The organism is Streptomyces sp. NPDC111606 (assembly GCF_055656945.1).
The window spans coordinates 1578354-1594635 of the sequence record NZ_JBVKBY010000001.1; the positions used below are offsets into that span (position 1 = coordinate 1578354).

Sequence of the window (16282 nt, forward strand, 5' to 3'; positions counted from 1 at the left end):
CCGACCCGGGCCCTTCGTCGGCCTCGGATCGGGTCTCGATCCCCCCGGATTGCTGGAGCTGTGCCCGGCCGACGATCCGTCGGCCATGTGGCGCACCCGGCCGAACATTCGGGTGGTGCTCGTCGGGCGTCGTGAAGATTTATCACGGCCGTCACACTGATCGGCTAAAGGACATGTGGCGCATCGCACAAGAAGAACCGGACAAAAGGATTGCCGCCCCCCAAGGCGGGTGGCGGCGGTGACGCGATCGTTATCCGGATTTGAGCGTCCGCTGAGCGAACACAGGACCGTCACATATCGCTACAAAAGCGTTGCAACCTACGGCATCAGCGTGGCGACCAGCGTCTCCTGAAGACCGCCCAGCCACAGATACGCCATCACCATCGGCTTGCGCGGGTCCTCGTCCGGGAGCCGGTAGAGCAGGTCGGTGTCGTCCTCGTCGGCGATGTCCAGACGGGAGCCGATGGCCAGGCGCAGGTCGTTGAGGGCGCCGAGCCACTGCTGGGACTCCTCGAGGGAGAGCTTGAGCACCGCACCCCCCTCACCGGCGGAGGCGGTGCTGAGCCCGTCCAGGGAGCGGACCACCATGAGCGCGTTGTCGCGCTTGCCGGCGCGCAGGTCGTTCTCGGTGTAGCGGCGGAACTCCGCGGAGTGCGCCCGCTGCTCCTCGGCCTCCTTGGCCTGCGGGGTGCCCTCGGGATCGCCGTAGGCGTCCGGGAAGAGGCGCTTGAGGACCGGGTCGGCGGGCGGTTCGCTCGGCCCGTCGCTGAACAGCTCGGCGAGCGGGTCGTCGGGGGCGTCCTCGCCGGGGCCGGGGCCGATGAGCTCCAGGAGCTGGACGGCCAGCGACCGGATGATGGAGATCTCGACGTCGTCGAGGGCGACGGCCGCACCGCCGCCGGGGAGCGGTTCGAAGGTTCCTGGCATGGAGGGGATTCGCTACTTCCGGTCCTGTCGGTGGTGCCGGGGCTGCGGGCGGGCGGTCATTTGCGGTCCTGCTGGAGGGTGGCCCACAGACCGTAGCCGTGCATGGCCTGCACATCGCGCTCCATCTCCTCGCGACTGCCGCTGGAGACGACCGCCCGGCCCTTGTGGTGGACGTCGAGCATCAGTTTGGTGGCCTTGTCCTTGGTGTAGCCGAAGTACGACTGGAAGACGTAGGTCACATAGCTCATCAGGTTGACCGGGTCGTTGTGGACGATGGTGACCCAGGGGACGTCCGGCTCGGGGACGGCGAAGACCTCCTCCGCCGACTCGGTGCGTTCGATCTCTAGGGGAGCGGGTGACGTCACAGTGCCCATGCTGCCACCGCAGGGGGGTGGTCGCACAAACGGGCTGCGCAGGCGCGCCCGTTGTGACGCCCGCCCCACAAATCGTCAAACTGACGAGATGGGGGTAGCATCCATCTTCATGAACACAGCGGACCTTGGGCTGCCGGTGGATGTTCCCTCGACGGCGCTCTTCACGGATCAGTACGAATTCACGATGCTGCAGGCCGCCATGAAGGCGGGCACCGCCGAGCGGCGGAGCGTGTTCGAGGTCTTCACGCGGCGGCTGCCCGAGGGGCGGCGCTACGGCGTCGTGGCCGGCACCGGCCGGGTGCTGGACGCCGTCGAGAACTTCCGCTTCGACCCGGACGTCCTCGCCTTCCTGCGCGAGCGGAAGATCGTCGACGAGGAGACCCTGGACTGGCTCGCGGACTACCGCTTCTCCGGCGACATCTGGGGCTACCCCGAGGGCGAGGTCTACTTCCCCGGCTCGCCGATCATGCGGGTCGAGGGCACCTTCGCCGAGTGCGTGCTGCTGGAGACGGTGATCCTCTCCATCCTCAACCACGACTCCGCGATCGCCGCGGCCGCCTCCAGGATGTCGTCGGCCGCCGGTGAGCGCCCGATCATCGAGATGGGCGCCAGGCGCACCCACGAGCTTGCCGCGGTGGCCGCCTCGCGTGCCGCGTACCTCGGCGGCTTCACCTCCACCTCCGACCTCGCCGCGGGCTTTCGCTACGGCATCCCCACCGTCGGCACCAGCGCCCACGCCTTCACGCTGCTGCACGACCGGGAGCGGGACGCCTTCCAGGCCCAGGTGAAGTCCATGGGCCGGGGCACCACGCTGCTGGTGGACACCTACGACGTCGCCGAGGCGGTCCGTACGGCCGTGGAGGTCGCCGGGCCCGAGCTGGGCGCCGTCCGGATCGACTCGGGCGACCTGCTGCTGGTCGCGCACCGGGTCCGGCAGCAGCTGGACGAGCTGGGCGCGACGGCCACCAGGATCATCGTGACCTCCGACCTGGACGAGTACGCCATCGCCTCGCTGGCCGCGGCACCGGTGGACGCGTACGGCGTCGGCACCCAGCTGGTGACCGGGTCCGGGCATCCGACCTGCTCGATGGTCTACAAGCTGGTCGCCCGCGCCGAGTCCGCCGACCTCACGGCACCGCTGGTGCCGGTCGCGAAGAAGTCCACCGGCGGCAAGACCTCCATCGGCGGCCGCAAGTGGGCGGCCCGGCGCCTCGACGAGTACGGCGTCGCCGAGGCCGAGGTCGTCGGCACCGGGCCGGTGCCGGACGCTCTCACCGAACGGCAGCTGCTGGTCGAGCTGGTCAAGAGCGGTGACGTGGTGGCCCGCGAGCCGCTGGATGTCGTACGGGACCGGCACACCGCCGCTCGCGCGAACCTGCCGCTTTCCGCGACCCAGCTGTCGCGCGGGGAACCTGTCATCCCGACGGAATATGTCAACGGGCGCTCGGGGAGCCTGACGGGGTTGTGAAGCGAGCGCGCCCGGCGCGCTCACTCCATGCCCCCTCCCGCAGTGCACCCGAATTCTCTAGGCTCGGAGGTTCACGGCCGGGCCCGCACGCTTTCACCGTCCCGACCTCAGCGTCCAAACCGAAGGACACCGACCATGCGCCGCGCCTTGATCGTCGTAGATGTGCAGAACGACTTCTGCGAGGGAGGCAGCCTTGCGGTGGCCGGTGGTGCCGACGTGGCCGCCGCCGTCACCGAGCTGATCGGGCAGGCGGCCGGGTCGGGCTACCAGCACGTCGTGGCGACCCGCGATCACCACATCGCCCCGGGCGGCCACTTCTCCACCAACCCCGACTTCGCCCACTCCTGGCCGGCGCACTGCGTCGCCGGCACGGAGGGTGTCGGCTTCCACCCGAACTTCGCCCCCGCCGTCGCGTCCGGCGCGATCGACGCCGTGTTCGAAAAGGGGGCGTACGCGGCGGCGTACAGCGGGTTTGAGGGGGCCGACGAGAACGGGGTGCGGCTGGCGGACTGGCTGCGGGCCAGGGAGGTCGTGGAGGTGGACGTGGTGGGCATCGCCACGGACCACTGTGTGCGCGCGACCGCGCTGGACGCGGCGCGGGAGGGCTTCCGTACGCAGGTGCTGCTGGATCTGACCGCCGGGGTGGCCTCGGAGACCACGGACCGGGCGCTCGAGGAGATGCGCGAGGCGGGCGTCGAACTGACGGGCAAGCCGGTCGTCGCCTAGGCCGTCGCCCAGCGGCTCACACAGGCCCTCGGCGGCTCACGCCGGCGCTGCCGGAGTGCCGCCGGGCGCTGCGCGGGGCTGCCGCGCTTGACCGTCGGGCGGCTGCGGCGCCGCTGTGGCTGGTCGCGCCCGCGCGCGGAGCCGCACATCGATGCAGCTCAGCGCCCCGGGGCGGCGTTGCCGAAACCGTCGCCGATCCGGTCAGGGCCGCTTCAGTTCCTGAGCGCTCACGCCGGCGCCGCCGGGCGCCTCAGCAGTGCCCGGATCGGGTGCCACAGCTCCTGCGCCAGGTCGGGGCCCAGGACGACACCGTTGTCAGGTGCCGTTCGCCATATCAGGCCGTCGGGGTGGTGCAGGACCGCCGTGATCTCGTCGGGGGTCGGCGGGGCGGCGTTGCCCCGCAGGTAGACGGCGCGCATGCCCAGGTTGCGGAGCCTGGTCAGGGCTCGGGCGCGGTTCTGGGCGTGGACGAGGACACGGACGCAGCCCGTGCCGTCGGCAGTGGGTCTGGGCAGGTTCAGCGCCACTACGACACTGCCGGTCGGCAGCTTGCAGAAACCTCCTGCGGCCATGCGGTCACACCCCCGTGCGAGTCGGTGTCAGGGTCGATGTCGGTTCCGGTGTCAATAACGGAAGCACAGGGTGCACCTAAACACGATCGGCGGCAACCCGCCAGGGGGTTGCCGCCGATCGCGCCTTGACCTGCATATATGCGGTTTACTTCACCGCGGGACCGACCTCGACCGTGATCGTCGAGCCGTCCTTGGGCTCCTTGATGATCTTGATCTTGGTGTTGGTGTCAGTGATCTTGACACCCGCGGTCGGGGTCTCCGCGCTGTAGTACGTGCTGGTGTGGTCGTTGAAGACCGGCACCCCGGCACGCGACGGGATCCGGGTCGCGACGTCCGCGTTGTGCAGCGTCATGCCGTCCGTGCGGAACGTGCTGAACGGCGCGTCGTAGGACTGGATGCGGTTGCGCATCAGCGTGCCGTCGGACCACTTCAGCGGAGCCGGGTGGGAGTCGACCGGGAGGACGAGGCCGACACCGGGGTGCTTGCTGGTGTTGTTGTCCGCCTGGGAGGTGTCCCACTTCCAGATCAACAGGCCGTTCTGGTACGCGTAGTGCTCCACCCAGTCCGGACGGGTCGTCGAGAAGCCGAAGTTGTACGGGCCCGTCTTCAGGGTCTTGTCGTACGACACGTACTGACGGTTCTCGGCGATGTAGTACTGCGCGTAGTCGTCCGTGATGGACGCGCCGATGCGCGAGAAGCCCTTGGTCTTCCAAGCGGCGTCCGCGGCCTCGGCGTTGTCGGAGAACACGGCGGTGCCGTCGGCGGTCACGGTGATCTGGTCGGCCGCGAAGCCCTTCTGGGCCACTCCGCCGTCCGTCTGGTAGCGGAAGCGCAGGTCGAACTTCTTGCCCGCGTAGGCGTCGAGCGGGAAGACCAGCTTCTTGTACGCGTCCACCGTGCCCGTGATCGCCGGCTTGCCGCTGGCGTCCTTCGGGATGGCCGCGCCGTCGACGGTGCCGTCGATCGCGGTCCAGTTGGCGCCGCCGTCGGTCGAGACCTCGGTGTAGAGGTAGTCGTACTCGGCCTCGATGTCGTACCAGCCGCCGAGCGTCAGGGAGGCCGCCGACTTGCCGGTGAGGTCCACCGAACGGGTCAGCGTGTTGGCGAGGTTGTCGCCGCTGCCGCTCCACCACTGGTTCGCGCCCTGCGCCGGGGCGACGATCTCGGTGGTGACCTTCTTCTTGGGAAGCTCGACCACGAGGGCCTGCTTGTGCCGGGTGTTGTACTCGGCGAAGCCGAGCTTGTGCTCGGACGTCGTCGCGGCCTTGGCCGTGTCGTACTTCAGCCAGCCCAGCTGCAGCTTGTCCCAGCCGGTCATGTCGCCGGGCAGGTCACCGATCTCCTTCTTGCCGGTGCCGAGCCAGGAACCGGAGGACATCAGGGTCCAGAAGCCGGTGGAGTTCTCGCCGCCCTGGGTGTCGTAGTGGTCCGGCAGACCGAGGTCGTGGCCGTACTCGTGGGCGTAGACGCCGAGGCCGCCGTTCTCGGGCTGGACCGTGTAGTCGCCGACCCAGATGCCGGTGTCGCCGATCTTCGCGCCGCCCAGCTTGTTGCCGTCGGGGCCGGTGGCACCCGCGTCGGTACCGAACGCGTACCAGCGGTGGGCCCAGATCGCGTCGGTGCCCTGCGCGCCGCCGCCCGCGGACTCGTCCTCACCGGCGTGCACGATCTGGAAGTGGTCGATGTAGCCGTCGGCCTCGTTGAAGTCGCCGTCGCCATCGAAGTCGTAGCGGTCCCACTGGTCGAACTTCGCGACGTCCGCCTTGATCTCGGCGTCGGTCTTCCCAGCTGCCTTCTGCTGGGCGACCCACGAGTTCAGACCGTCGCTGACGACGTTCCAGACACTGGAGCAGTTGGTCTGGCCGCAGGCGTTGTTGCCGTAACGGGCCTCGTTGTAGGGGACCTTGACCCAGTCGGAGACCTCGCCGTCGACCGAGTAGCGGCCGGAGGACTGCTTCTCGTAGTACTTCTTGACCGACTCGGTCTTCTTGCCGGTGCCGAAGTACAGGTCCTGGAAGTGCTTCTGGTTGTAGTCGGCCTTCCAGGCCGTGGAGTTGTCCTTCTTGGGGTCGGGCTTGGCTATCTGGTTGTGCAGCGGGCCGGGCGTGCCCCCGAACTCGCTGACCTTGTCGCCGAACTCGACCAGGATCGTGAAGATCTTGTCGGTCTTCTCGCGGCCCAGCTCGACGTACTTGCTGTCGCCCTTCTTGCTCTTGAGCTCGACGACCTGCGAGCCGCCACGCTTCTTGGTCTTGGCCCGCCCGGATATGAGCTGGTTCAGGGCCTCCTCGCGCTGCGCCTCCTGAGTCTTGCTCATCGGGCCGTCGAGGTTGTGGTCGGCGTGAGTGTGCTCCGCCGGGTCGTGCCGCTCGACGGACGCAGCCGGCGCGCCTTCGTCGGCCTGAGCCACCGCGAAGGTCGAGAACGTGGCCGCTGCGGTCGCGAGCGCGACGGCGGTTGCCGCCGTTCGGAACGTCCAGGGTCTACTGGTCACTTGCTTCCTCCCCCGCGTTCGGGCACGCGGAAGGAAGGGTCCTGGTCGTGGAGTCTCCGCGTGCGCCTGATCAACGCGTGTAGTCAAGTGACGACATTTGACTAGAGGTTAAGCAGAAAAAACAGACCTTGACTTGGACAGGTCAATTGCATTATGCGGAGTTGATGTTCGTTTAGCGGACAACGACCTTTCCGGCAATGGGCGCGTGCCGCCGTCCACTTGCTGGACGAGATGACTCCGTGCGCCCCCCGTGCACCGGCACTGTTGGTCAGGTCACGCTTACGGTTTGTTCCACTCGGGCATGCACGCCGTTAGAGTCGGATGGCGGAACGCCCGGACGTCGGCGGAAAGCCAGGCCGAGACCCCCGTGCACCCCTGATTCCGAGGACACGATGATCATGCCTCGTCCGACTGCCGCACAGCTCGCCTACGGCTCGTGCACCGTGATCTTCTCGACGCTCGCCATGCTGCTGCTGTCACAGACCAGTTCGGGTGTGGGGATCGCGGTCATCGCCGTATCGGCGCTTCTGCTCGGGCTGCTGGTCGCCATGACGGTGCCCATGCCCAAGAAGCCCCGCGTGGTGGTTGTGCGCAAGCCCGCCCGCACTGAACGGGAACAGGCCGAGGAGCCTGTCCTGACCCAGTCCTGACGCACGCCGTCCGCCGGCACCGACTGCGGTTGCCGGCACCGGCGTCAGCTGGTGCTGACCACCACCGTCTTCGCCGACTTGTCGTGCAGGCCCTGCTTGTACGGCCGGTCGAAGTAGCTCCAGCCACCGCAGATCAGGGTCCAGATGCAGGCGCAGCAGAACGCGAACGGGATCCACAGCACCGCCGCCCGGATCAGCGAGGTCTGCACGGACGGCGTGGCCCCGTTGTCGAGGTTGGCCACCCGCATGTCGAGCAGCTTCTTGCCGAGCGTCTGCCCCGTCTTGGCGGTCAGGTAGGTGTCGTAGGCGATGAAGAGCACGGCGGCGACCAGTGACTGCAGGAACGACTTGCCGTACTCCACCTTGTCGGTGTCCACGTCGTACTCGGTGACGCCGAACCCCCACGTGAGCAGCCAGACGACGACGCCCACCAGGATCATGTCGATGATGCGGGCCAGCGTGCGCTTGCCGCTGCCGGCGAGCGGCGGCATCCCGGCGAGCGGGTCGGTGGGCTGACCGCCGCCGCCGTACGGGTCACCTCCGTACGGACCGCCGCCACCGTAGGGCGGGGGCTGGCCGCCGGGGGGAGGCGGAGGCTGGCCGCCGTACGGCGGCTGATCACCGTACGGCGAACCCGAGCCCCCGTCCGGCGGGGGCTGTTTCTTGAACGGATCGTCTTCCGGGGGCTGCTGACCGGGGCCGGGAGGCGGTTCGCTGCTCATGGCCCGAGTCGACCGCGAACCGGGCGGCTCCGCATCCGGCGCGGGGCCGTCCGGGGTACGGAATCTTCCGGGCCGTTTGCTGTATGCGGTCAGCCCGCGACGAACGTACGCGCCGCCTTGTCGTGCCAGCACTGCTGCCAGGGCCGGTCGAACAGGCACCACAGCACGCCGACGACGCCGACGGCGAGCAGGCCGGGGATGCTGTAGACGAGCCAGCGGCGCAGGGCCGCGCCGAACACCGGGGGTTCGTGGGCCTCGATGTCCCGCACCTCCAGGCCGAGCAGCTTCTTGCCCAGTGTGCGGCCCCACTTGGCGGTGGGCAGGACCTCGTAGACCACGCCGAACAGGAGCAGCACGGCCAGGATGACGCCGAGATACGCCGAGGTCGTGCCGTCCAGCAGCCAGACGGTGACCGTCTCGCCGGAGAGCTTGGCGGCGTCGATCTTGTCGTTGACGTGGTCGAGCGCCTTGGTGCCGAGCGGTACGGCGGCCACGGCGGTGACGGCGGCCAGCACGACGGTGTCCAGCAGCCGGGCGGCCAGCCGCTTGCCGAGGCCCGCGGGGCGGGCGGCGGCCTGACGCATGGCGGCCGCCTGGAACGGGTCCAGGGTCGGCGGCTTCCACGGGGCGACCGGCTGGTCGTCGCCGGGGCCCGCGAGCCGGTGCACCTGCTGCGCCCAGGAGGACTGGCCGCCGCCGGAGCCCGACGTCAAGGGCGTGTCGGACGCGGCCGCCACCGGCTGCGGTCCGCCGGACTGCTGGGGGATGCTCGGGGAGGCCTGCTGCGGGCCGGAGAAGGCCGCGGGGGCGCCGGTGGCGGACTGGGCGGCAGCCGCGGCCCCGGCGGGCGTCTGAGCCTGTCCCTGGGCCACTGCGGCCCGTTCGGCGGCGGCCTTCCCGGCACCGAAGCCGGGACCCTGCGGGGCGCCGGCCGCGGAGGGGCGGTCCGCGTCCGGACGTGCGGCGCCCGAACCGGCGGACGCGCCCGTGCTTCCGGACTGCGCCCCGGCCGCCCTGCCCTGCTGCCCCGTGCGCGGGGAGACCGCGCGGATGGCCATGGTGCCGTCGACGGGGGCGGGGCCGCCGGACTCCGCCACGGGCCTGCGCATCATGAACGTGTCATTGGAGGCGACGCCCCCGGCGGGCGCGTCCGGCTCGGCGGGCGGGATCGAGGCGGTGCCGTCCGTGCGGGCGGTGCCACCCGCGGCCGCCGCCGTGCGCGGGTCCCTCGGGTCGGGCTCCTGCGGGTTGCCCCAGGAGACGCGGTGGTCCTGCTCGCCGCCGAAGCCGGCCTGGTGGGCGGGGTCGGCGCCCCAGGCGGAGGCCGGCTCGGGCCGGCTGCCGTGCTGGGCGTCGGCCGGCGAGGACCCCTGCGCCGGCTCCTCGTCGAAGAAGTGCGGGCCGGTCTCCTCGACCGAACCCGCCGAGGGCACGTCGGGGTTCGCGCCGGGCGGCGGCGCGAGCGATTCGCCGTCCGTCGGTGCCGGACGGCTGGTGCCCGGCACCCAGGAGGCGCCGTTCCAGTACCGGACATATCCAGGAATGGACGGGTCCGGGTAATACCCATCGCGGGGCCTGTCGTCACCCGGGGCCGGGGTAGGGGCGCTCATGTCCGTCGTCCGGTATCTGCTCGTGGGTCAAATAGAGGCCTCCACATCTATCAGACCGGCGCAACAACCACTGCCAGTCCCGTAGGACCCACCCCTTTCCGGGCAACCTCGTACACGTACTCCACATGTGCGGTACGGCCCTGGGCGCTGGGCCCGGAAAAGTTTCGTGAACCCGCGTAATGGTCCACCCCTGCGCTGCCTCTCCACTCGTACGGGCCCGGTCACAGAGGGCCGTTCGCGTCATGAGAGAGGAACGCACGCCATGGAGCACACCGTCGTCGAGCGTGAGCTGGAGCTCAGGCTCGTCCTGTCGCCCGAGCGCAGCGTCTGCGTGCCGGCGCTGTTGAGCTATCACAGCGACGATCCGTTCGCCGTCCACATCGCCTTCCACATCAACTCCGAGCACCCGGTGCACTGGACCTTCTCCCGCGAACTGCTCGTGGAGGGGGTGTTCCGGCCGTGCGGGCACGGGGACGTGCGGGTGTGGCCGACGAAGGTCGAGGGCCGCAGTGTCGTACTGATGGCGCTGAGCTCGCCGGACGGGGACGCCCTCCTGGAGGCGCCGGCCGCGCAGGTGTCGGCCTGGCTGGAGCGCACGCTGCGGCTGGTGCCCCCGGGTACCGAGGGCGGGCAGCTGGGGATCGACGACGCGCTCGACCAGCTGCTCGCCCAGTGAGCAGTGCCCAGGGGACGTATCAGAACAGCTTCCCCGGGTTCAGGAGGTCCAGCGGGTCGAAGACCTGCTTGATGCCCCGCTGCATCTCGATCCCGACGGGGCCGATCTCGCGCGCCAGCCACTCCTTCTTCAGGACACCCACGCCGTGCTCGCCGGTGATCGTGCCGCCGAGTTCCAGGCCGAGGGCCATGATCTCGTCGAAGGACTCGCGGGCGCGCCGGGACTCGTCGGGGTCGGTCGCGTCGAAGCACACGGTCGGGTGGGTGTTGCCGTCACCGGCGTGGGCGACGACCCCGATGGTGAGCTGGTGCTTCTCGGCGATCCGCTCGACGCCCTCGATCAGGTCACCGAGCCGCGAGCGGGGCACGCACACGTCGTCGATCATCGTCACACCGCGCACCGCCTCCAGCGCGGTGAGGGACAACCGCCGTGCCTGGAGGAGGAGTTCGGACTCGGCCGCGTCGTCGGCCGGGACCACCTGGGTGGCGCCGGCGGCCTCGCACAGGGCGCCCACGGCGGCGAGGTCGGAGGCCGGGTCCGGGGTGTCGAAGGCGGCCAGGAGCAGGGCCTCGGTCGTCTCCGGCAGCCCCATGTGCGCGAGGTCGTTGACGGCCTTGACCGTCGTACGGTCCATGATCTCCAGCAGCGACGGCACATGCCCGCCGGCCATGATCCGGCACACCGCGTCACAGGCGGCCGCCGCCGACCCGAACTCGGCGGCCAGGACCAGCTGCTGCGGCGGCTGCGGCCGCAGCGCCAGGACGGCCCGTACGACGATGCCGAGCGAGCCCTCGGAGCCGACGAAGAGCCGGGTCAGGTCGTATCCCGCGACGCCCTTGGCCGTACGGCGGCCCGTTGACATCAGCCGCCCGTCGGCGAGGACGACCTCCAGGCCGAGCACGTACTCGGCGGTCACCCCGTACTTCACGCAGCACAGGCCGCCGGAGGCCGTGCCGATGTTGCCGCCGATCGTGCACATCTCCCAGCTGGAGGGGTCCGGCGGGTAGTACAGGCCGTGTTCGCCCACCGCGCGCGAGAGGGCGGCGTTGATGACACCGGGCTCGACGACGGCGATGCGGTCGACGGGGTTGATCTCCAGGATGCGGTCCATCTTGGTCAGGGACAGCACGATGCAGCCGTCGGAGGCGTTGGCCCCGCCAGACAGGCCCGTGCGGGCGCCCTGCGGGACGACCGGGACGCGCAGGGCGGTGGCGGTGCGCATGACGTGCTGGACCTCTTCGACGGTCCGCGGCAGGACGACGACGGCGGGGGCGCCGGCCGGGCAGAAGCTGGCCATGTCGTTGGCGTAGGCGGCCGTGACGTCGGGATCGGTGAGGACGGCCTCGGCAGGCAGACCCGCGAGCAGCCGCTCGGTGAGGTCACCCCGGGCCTGGTCGGGTGCGGCTTCGGTACGGCTCATGATCACAGCGTCGCACTCGGGGCCATCGGTGTGAACCCCGCGTACGGCCGTCGGGGTCGAACGGGTGTGGTCGTCGTATTGACGCATGGCTTGACGCACAGTGAGCGCCATGGAGAACAGCGCCACGGGGAACAGCGCCGCGCAGACCGACGCCTCGAATGACGCATCGAAGAACACAGCGCAGAACGGACCGGGCACGCCGGGCCGCCGGCCGCGCATCCGGCGGCGGGTGCTGATGGCCTCGGTGGCGGGGTGTGCCGTGCTCGGTGGGGCGCTGGTGCTGCTGCCGTGGGGTCAGGGCGGGACGCGGGCGCCCGGACCGGCACCCGGGGCGCAGGCACTCGCCGCGGTCACCGCGGGCGTGCCGGCCGCGCTGCCCGATCTGGCGGTGCTGATCGACGAGCGGGAGAGCCATCTGCGGGCCCACCCCGAGGACGCCCGTTCGTGGGCGGTGCTGGGCGCGGCGTATGTGGAGCAGGGGCGGCGCACCGCCGAGCCGGAGTACTACCCGAAGGCCGAGAAGGCGCTGCGTACGTCGCTGAAGGTGCGGGACCCGAACGCCGAGGCGATGGCCGGCATGGCGGCACTGGCGAACGCGCGGCGGGACTTCGGCGCGGCGCGGACCTGGGGCGAGGCGGCGCTGAAGACGGACCGCAAGCGGTGGACGACGTATCCGCCGCTGATCGACGCCTACACGGGGCTGGGTGACCACAAGGCGGCCAAGCGGACGCTGGACCGGTTGCTGGAGCTGCGCTCCGGCCCGGCGGTGCAGGCCCGGGCGGCGGCCGTCTACCGGGACCGGGGCTGGCGGGAGGACGCGGCGGTGGCGCTGTCCGACGCGGCGGCGGGCGCGCGGGCCCCGGCCGAGCGCGCCGCGTATCTCGAACGTGCCGGGCAGCTCGCCTGGGAACGCGGCGACCTGGACGTGGCCCTGCGCCACTTCAAGGAGGCCGTACGCCTCGACCCCGACCAGCGGGCCGCGCTCGCCGGGCAGGGGCGGACGCTGGCGGCACTGGGCCGCACGACGGAGGCGCTGAACGCGTACCGGGTCGCCCTCGCCAAGCAGCCGCTCCCCGAATACGCGCTGGAGCTGGGCGAGTTGTACGAGTCGCTGGGCCTGGAGCAGCCGGCCCGCGTGCAGTACGACCTGCTGCGGGAGCGGACGGCACGGGCGGCGGCCGGCGGTGTGGACGACGCACTCGTGCTGGGCCACTTCGAGGCGGACCACGGCGACCCGGAGTCAGCCGTGCAGCGGCTGCGGACCGAGTGGCGGCGGCAGCCGGGGGTCGCGGTGGCCGACGCGCTGGGGTGGGCGCTGCACCGGGCCGGGGCGGACAAGGAGGCACTTGAGTTCGCGAGGCTGGCGAACGACAAGAAGCGCGGGGGCGGGGTGCGCAGCGCGCTGTACGTCTATCACCAGGGGATGATCGAGCGGGAACTGAGGATGCCCGGGGCTGCGCGGCGGCATCTGCAGGAGGCGTTGCGGATCAATCCGCACTTCTCACCGACGCGGGTACCGCTGGCCGAGTCGGCGTTGGAGGAGTTGGGCGAGCCGTCGGTGGAGGACGTACCGGACATGGACGCCGAGCCGAAGCGGCGGTGACCTCGCCTACAGGACCGCCGTGCCGATCAGCGCGTTGCGGCTGACCAGTCCCGCCAGTTCCGCCTCCGGCATCCCCTCCGTGCCCTGCGGCCGGCGCGGCAGCACCATGTAGCGGGTCTCCGCGCTGGAGTCCCACACCGTGATCCGCGTGTCGGTCGGCAGGTCCAGGCCGAACTCGGCGAGGACCGCTCGGGGTTCGCGGACCACGCGGGAGCGGTACGGCTCGGACTTGTACCAGCTCGGGGACGGCCCGAGGAGGCGGATGGGGTAGCAGGAGCAGAGGGTGCAGACGATGACGTTGTGCGTCGACGCCGTGTTCTCGACGACGCGCAGGCGCTGGTAGCCGCCCTCCATGAAGCCCAGCTCGCGCACGGCCGCCGTACCGTCCGTCAGCAGACGGGACTTGAAGTCCTCGTCGGTCCAGGCCCGCGCGACGACCCGCGCCCCGCTCGCCGGTGAGGCGCCCGCGAGGAACGCGTCGATCGCCTCGTCCAGTTCCCCGCCCGTGAGCACGCCCTTGTCCTCGAGGAGGGTCTCCAGGCGCCGCACCCGGCGGGCGATCGTCGCGTCGGAGTGGTCACCGCTCATCGCCACGGTCCTCTTCCAAGTAGCTTTCCCACAGATCCAGTACGACGTGATGGTCGCCCTCGCCCCACAGGTCACGCGCCTGGAACCGCACCGCGTAAACCTGCTCCACCGGCACGTCCGCACGCCCCTGCGCGCTGATGTCGGCCAGTTCGGCGGGCCCCTCCGGCTCGATCACGACGCCCCGCTTGCCGCGTGCGTAGCGGGGCAGGCGGGTGTGGTGGGCCGGGTCGTGGAGGTACGTCACCACACGCGACCCCGGGGCGAAACGGTCAGCCATCGAGCCCGTCCCGATCCAGCTCGCCGGGCTCCAGCACGCCCTTGCGTTCGAGGAGGTCGCTGATCGCGATGAACCAGCGTTCGTAGTACGACGCCGCCAGGTACTCGCGCGGCGGGATCGACTCGATCGCGTCCCGGAACTCGTTCAGATTGAAGATCTCCTGCGCGCGCAGGGCGTTCCAGATCCCGAAGACGCGCGCCTCCCAGTCGGCGTGGAAGGGCTCGGAGTCGTCCGCGGTGTCGACGGTACCGAACCCCTCGACGCCGCCGACGTCGTTGATCCTGGCCATGGAGCCAGCGTACGGCGCGTTCGGGCTTCGCGCGGGCGTGCGCGGCTGTGGCAGGCGCCCCGGAGTGCGGGTCCCCCCGTGGAACCCGCACTCCGGGAGAGGCTCAGCCGGCCGTCAGAGGTTTCCGCGCTTTTCCTGCTCCCGCTCGATCGCCTCGAACAGGGCCTTGAAGTTGCCCTTGCCGAAGCCCATGGAGCCGTGGCGTTCGATGATCTCGAAGAAGACCGTCGGGCGGTCCTGGACCGGCTTGGTGAAGATCTGCAGCAGATAGCCGTCCTCGTCGCGGTCCGCGAGGATCTTCAGCTCACGCAGGGTCTCGACGGGGACGCGGGTGTCGCCGACCCACTCGCCGAGGGTGTCGTAGTACGAGTCCGGGGTGTCGAGGAACCGAACCCCGGCCGCGCGCATGGTGCGTACCGTCTCGACGATGTCGTTCGTGTTGAGCGCGATGTGCTGGACGCCCGCGCCGCCGTAGAACTCCAGGTACTCGTCGATCTGGGACTTCTTCTTGGCGATGGCGGGCTCGTTGATCGGGAACTTGACCTTGAGCGTGCCGTCGGCCACGACCTTCGACATCAGCGCGCTGTACTCGGTCGCGATGTCGTCGCCCACGAACTCCTTCATGTTCGTGAAGCCCATGACCTTGTTGTAGAAGCCGACCCACTCGTTCATGCGGCCGAGTTCGACGTTGCCGACGCAGTGGTCGATCGCCTGGAAGGTGCGCTGGGCGGGCGGCTCGACCATGGGGCTCGCCGCCACATAGCCGGGGAGGTACGGGCCGTCGTAGCCGGTGCGCTCGACGAGGGTGTGGCGGGTCTCGCCGTACGTCGCGATGGCGGCCAGGACGACGGTGCCGTGCTCGTCCTTCAGCTCGTAGGGCTCGGTGACGGACGTGGCGCCGTGCTCGAGCGCGTACGCGTACGCCTTTCGCGCGTCCGGCACCTCGATGGCGAGGTCGACGACACCGTCGCCGTGCTCGGCCACATGCTGGGCGAGGAAGTGGCCCCAGGTGGTGGCGGGCCTGATGACGGACGTGAGGACGAAACGGGCGGAGCCGTTCTCCAGCACGTAGCTCGCGGTCTCGCGGCTGCCGTTCTCCGGTCCGGAGTAGGCCACGAGGCGCATGCCGAAAGCGGTCGAGTAGTAGTGCGCCGCCTGCTTGGCGTTGCCCACGGCGAAGACGACCGCGTCCATTCCCTTGACCGGGAAGGGGTCGGCCTGCCGGGCGGTGTCGGGAGTGTGGTGTGTGGTCTGCGTCATAAGCGCAGCCTCATGCCATGCGGCAAGGTGCGCAATAGTTTGGTTTTCGGCTGGGCAATCTGCTCAGTAGTGAGCCCGTCCATGCGGGCTTTCTGTACAGGATGACCACCCCCAGTGGCGAGAAGAGGCGGGCTGTCGTGGCGATCGATCATCTGGACGGACGGATCATCGTGCTGCTGGCGCGGGAGCCGCGGATCGGGATGCTGGAGATGTCCCGGCGGCTGGGGGTGGCTCGCGGGACCGTGCAGGCGCGGCTGGACCGGCTTCAGTCGAACGGAGTCATCCGCGGCTTCGGTCCCGAGGTCGATCCGGCGGCACTCGGGTATCCGGTCACCGCCTTCGCGACGCTGCAGATCCGGCAGGGGCAAGGGGCCGACGTACGGGCGCACTTGGCGACCGTGCCGGAGGTGCTGGAGCTGCACACGACCACCGGGACCGGGGACATGATGTGCCGCCTCGTCGCACGCTCCAACGCCGATCTTCAGCGGGTGATCGACCGTGTTGTCGGTTTCGATGGGATCGTCCGGGCCTCCACGGCGATCGTGATGGAGAACCCCGTTCCGCTGCGGATCATCCCCTTGGTGGAGCAGGCGGCGGAGGACCGGGCGAACAGCTAGCCCGCGACC

Annotated in this window: 17 protein-coding genes; 6 read left to right on the forward strand and 11 right to left on the reverse strand. The window is 70.3% G+C overall.

Features of this window, described 5'->3' with window-relative positions:
- Nucleotides 1-318 precede the first annotated feature (318 nt).
- Nucleotides 319-927: a DUF2017 domain-containing protein gene (locus ACZ7M7_RS07155; protein ID WP_383608771.1), complete on the reverse strand. Its 609-nt coding sequence runs from the start codon at nucleotides 925-927 to the stop codon at nucleotides 319-321.
- Nucleotides 928-983: 56 nt separating this feature from the next.
- Nucleotides 984-1301, reverse strand: a complete 318-nt coding sequence (clpS, locus tag ACZ7M7_RS07160) for an ATP-dependent Clp protease adapter ClpS (RefSeq protein WP_328427371.1) — start codon at nucleotides 1299-1301, stop codon at nucleotides 984-986.
- A 109-nt stretch (nucleotides 1302-1410) separates the two neighbouring features.
- Here clpS and ACZ7M7_RS07165 point away from each other — a divergent pair, with 109 nt between their 5' ends.
- Nucleotides 1411-2769: a nicotinate phosphoribosyltransferase gene (locus ACZ7M7_RS07165; RefSeq protein ID WP_472113590.1), complete on the forward strand. Its 1359-nt coding sequence runs from the start codon at nucleotides 1411-1413 to the stop codon at nucleotides 2767-2769.
- A 135-nt stretch (nucleotides 2770-2904) separates the two neighbouring features.
- Nucleotides 2905-3495, forward strand: a complete 591-nt coding sequence (locus tag ACZ7M7_RS07170; protein WP_383608761.1) for an isochorismatase family protein — start codon at nucleotides 2905-2907, stop codon at nucleotides 3493-3495.
- A 227-nt stretch (nucleotides 3496-3722) separates the two neighbouring features.
- Here ACZ7M7_RS07170 and ACZ7M7_RS07175 read toward each other — a convergent pair whose 3' ends face one another.
- Nucleotides 3723-4067 (reverse strand): hypothetical protein, encoded by a 345-nt coding sequence (locus ACZ7M7_RS07175; protein WP_383608758.1) that lies wholly within the window; start codon nucleotides 4065-4067, stop codon nucleotides 3723-3725.
- A 145-nt stretch (nucleotides 4068-4212) separates the two neighbouring features.
- On the reverse strand, nucleotides 4213-6561 hold the full coding sequence (locus ACZ7M7_RS07180; RefSeq protein WP_472113593.1) for an immune inhibitor A domain-containing protein: 2349 nt from the start codon (nucleotides 6559-6561) through the stop codon (nucleotides 4213-4215).
- A 398-nt stretch (nucleotides 6562-6959) separates the two neighbouring features.
- Between ACZ7M7_RS07180 and ACZ7M7_RS07185 the strand changes: the two genes are divergently transcribed.
- Entirely contained in the window at nucleotides 6960-7211 is a 252-nt protein-coding gene (locus ACZ7M7_RS07185; RefSeq protein ID WP_328427367.1) for a hypothetical protein, read from the forward strand.
- 44 nt (nucleotides 7212-7255) lie between these two features.
- Here ACZ7M7_RS07185 and ACZ7M7_RS07190 read toward each other — a convergent pair whose 3' ends face one another.
- Both ACZ7M7_RS07190 and ACZ7M7_RS07195 read right to left on the reverse strand, forming a co-directional pair.
- Nucleotides 7256-7933 (reverse strand): RDD family protein, encoded by a 678-nt coding sequence (locus tag ACZ7M7_RS07190; RefSeq protein ID WP_472113596.1) that lies wholly within the window; start codon nucleotides 7931-7933, stop codon nucleotides 7256-7258.
- 89 nt (nucleotides 7934-8022) lie between these two features.
- Nucleotides 8023-9543 (reverse strand): RDD family protein, encoded by a 1521-nt coding sequence (locus ACZ7M7_RS07195; RefSeq protein WP_472113598.1) that lies wholly within the window; start codon nucleotides 9541-9543, stop codon nucleotides 8023-8025.
- 262 nt (nucleotides 9544-9805) lie between these two features.
- On the opposite strand from ACZ7M7_RS07195, the gene ACZ7M7_RS07200 reads away from it, so the two are divergent.
- On the forward strand, nucleotides 9806-10219 hold the full coding sequence (locus ACZ7M7_RS07200; protein WP_383608746.1) for an SsgA family sporulation/cell division regulator: 414 nt from the start codon (nucleotides 9806-9808) through the stop codon (nucleotides 10217-10219).
- A 19-nt stretch (nucleotides 10220-10238) separates the two neighbouring features.
- Here the strand turns inward: ACZ7M7_RS07200 and ACZ7M7_RS07205 are convergent, their stop codons facing one another.
- Nucleotides 10239-11645, reverse strand: a complete 1407-nt coding sequence (locus tag ACZ7M7_RS07205; protein ID WP_472113983.1) for an FAD-binding oxidoreductase — start codon at nucleotides 11643-11645, stop codon at nucleotides 10239-10241.
- Between the two features lie 229 nt (nucleotides 11646-11874).
- Between ACZ7M7_RS07205 and ACZ7M7_RS07210 the strand changes: the two genes are divergently transcribed.
- Nucleotides 11875-13242: a tetratricopeptide repeat protein gene (locus tag ACZ7M7_RS07210; protein ID WP_472113986.1), complete on the forward strand. Its 1368-nt coding sequence runs from the start codon at nucleotides 11875-11877 to the stop codon at nucleotides 13240-13242.
- A gap of 6 nt (nucleotides 13243-13248) precedes the next feature.
- On the opposite strand, the gene nthA is transcribed toward ACZ7M7_RS07210, so the two are convergent.
- The 4 genes from nthA to hppD all read right to left on the reverse strand — a co-directional run bounded on the left by nthA (nucleotide 13249) and on the right by hppD (nucleotide 15656).
- On the reverse strand, nucleotides 13249-13830 hold the full coding sequence (gene nthA, locus ACZ7M7_RS07215) for a nitrile hydratase subunit alpha (RefSeq protein WP_451173799.1): 582 nt from the start codon (nucleotides 13828-13830) through the stop codon (nucleotides 13249-13251).
- On the reverse strand, nucleotides 13820-14107 hold the full coding sequence (locus ACZ7M7_RS07220) for an SH3-like domain-containing protein (protein ID WP_369271339.1): 288 nt from the start codon (nucleotides 14105-14107) through the stop codon (nucleotides 13820-13822). The genes nthA and ACZ7M7_RS07220 overlap by 11 nt, the downstream gene beginning before the upstream one ends.
- Nucleotides 14100-14396 (reverse strand): hypothetical protein, encoded by a 297-nt coding sequence (locus ACZ7M7_RS07225; RefSeq protein ID WP_472113602.1) that lies wholly within the window; start codon nucleotides 14394-14396, stop codon nucleotides 14100-14102. The genes ACZ7M7_RS07220 and ACZ7M7_RS07225 overlap by 8 nt, the downstream gene beginning before the upstream one ends.
- A 114-nt stretch (nucleotides 14397-14510) precedes the next feature.
- Complete coding sequence (hppD, locus tag ACZ7M7_RS07230; protein WP_383608733.1) at nucleotides 14511-15656, reverse strand: 4-hydroxyphenylpyruvate dioxygenase; 1146 nt, start codon at nucleotides 15654-15656, stop codon at nucleotides 14511-14513.
- Between the two features lie 137 nt (nucleotides 15657-15793).
- On the opposite strand from hppD, the gene ACZ7M7_RS07235 reads away from it, so the two are divergent.
- On the forward strand, nucleotides 15794-16273 hold the full coding sequence (locus ACZ7M7_RS07235; RefSeq protein WP_472113989.1) for an Lrp/AsnC family transcriptional regulator: 480 nt from the start codon (nucleotides 15794-15796) through the stop codon (nucleotides 16271-16273).
- Nucleotides 16274-16282: the final 9 nt, after the last annotated feature.

Excerpts from the sequence above, each read along its gene's own strand:
- ACZ7M7_RS07155 (WP_383608771.1), bottom strand. The coding sequence starts at position 927 with ATGCCAGGAACCTTCGAACCGCTCCCCGGCGGCGGTGCGGCCGTCGCC.
- clpS (WP_328427371.1), bottom strand. The coding sequence starts at position 1,301 with ATGGGCACTGTGACGTCACCCGCTCCCCTAGAGATCGAACGCACCGAG.
- ACZ7M7_RS07165 (WP_472113590.1), top strand. The coding sequence starts at position 1,411 with ATGAACACAGCGGACCTTGGGCTGCCGGTGGATGTTCCCTCGACGGCG.
- ACZ7M7_RS07170 (WP_383608761.1), top strand. The coding sequence starts at position 2,905 with ATGCGCCGCGCCTTGATCGTCGTAGATGTGCAGAACGACTTCTGCGAG.
- ACZ7M7_RS07175 (WP_383608758.1), bottom strand. The coding sequence starts at position 4,067 with ATGGCCGCAGGAGGTTTCTGCAAGCTGCCGACCGGCAGTGTCGTAGTG.
- ACZ7M7_RS07185 (WP_328427367.1), top strand. The coding sequence starts at position 6,960 with ATGCCTCGTCCGACTGCCGCACAGCTCGCCTACGGCTCGTGCACCGTG.
- ACZ7M7_RS07190 (WP_472113596.1), bottom strand. The coding sequence starts at position 7,933 with ATGAGCAGCGAACCGCCTCCCGGCCCCGGTCAGCAGCCCCCGGAAGAC.
- ACZ7M7_RS07195 (WP_472113598.1), bottom strand. The coding sequence starts at position 9,543 with ATGAGCGCCCCTACCCCGGCCCCGGGTGACGACAGGCCCCGCGATGGG.
- ACZ7M7_RS07200 (WP_383608746.1), top strand. The coding sequence starts at position 9,806 with ATGGAGCACACCGTCGTCGAGCGTGAGCTGGAGCTCAGGCTCGTCCTG.
- ACZ7M7_RS07210 (WP_472113986.1), top strand. The coding sequence starts at position 11,875 with ATGGCCTCGGTGGCGGGGTGTGCCGTGCTCGGTGGGGCGCTGGTGCTG.
- nthA (WP_451173799.1), bottom strand. The coding sequence starts at position 13,830 with ATGAGCGGTGACCACTCCGACGCGACGATCGCCCGCCGGGTGCGGCGC.
- ACZ7M7_RS07220 (WP_369271339.1), bottom strand. The coding sequence starts at position 14,107 with ATGGCTGACCGTTTCGCCCCGGGGTCGCGTGTGGTGACGTACCTCCAC.
- ACZ7M7_RS07225 (WP_472113602.1), bottom strand. The coding sequence starts at position 14,396 with ATGGCCAGGATCAACGACGTCGGCGGCGTCGAGGGGTTCGGTACCGTC.
- hppD (WP_383608733.1), bottom strand. The coding sequence starts at position 15,656 with ATGACGCAGACCACACACCACACTCCCGACACCGCCCGGCAGGCCGAC.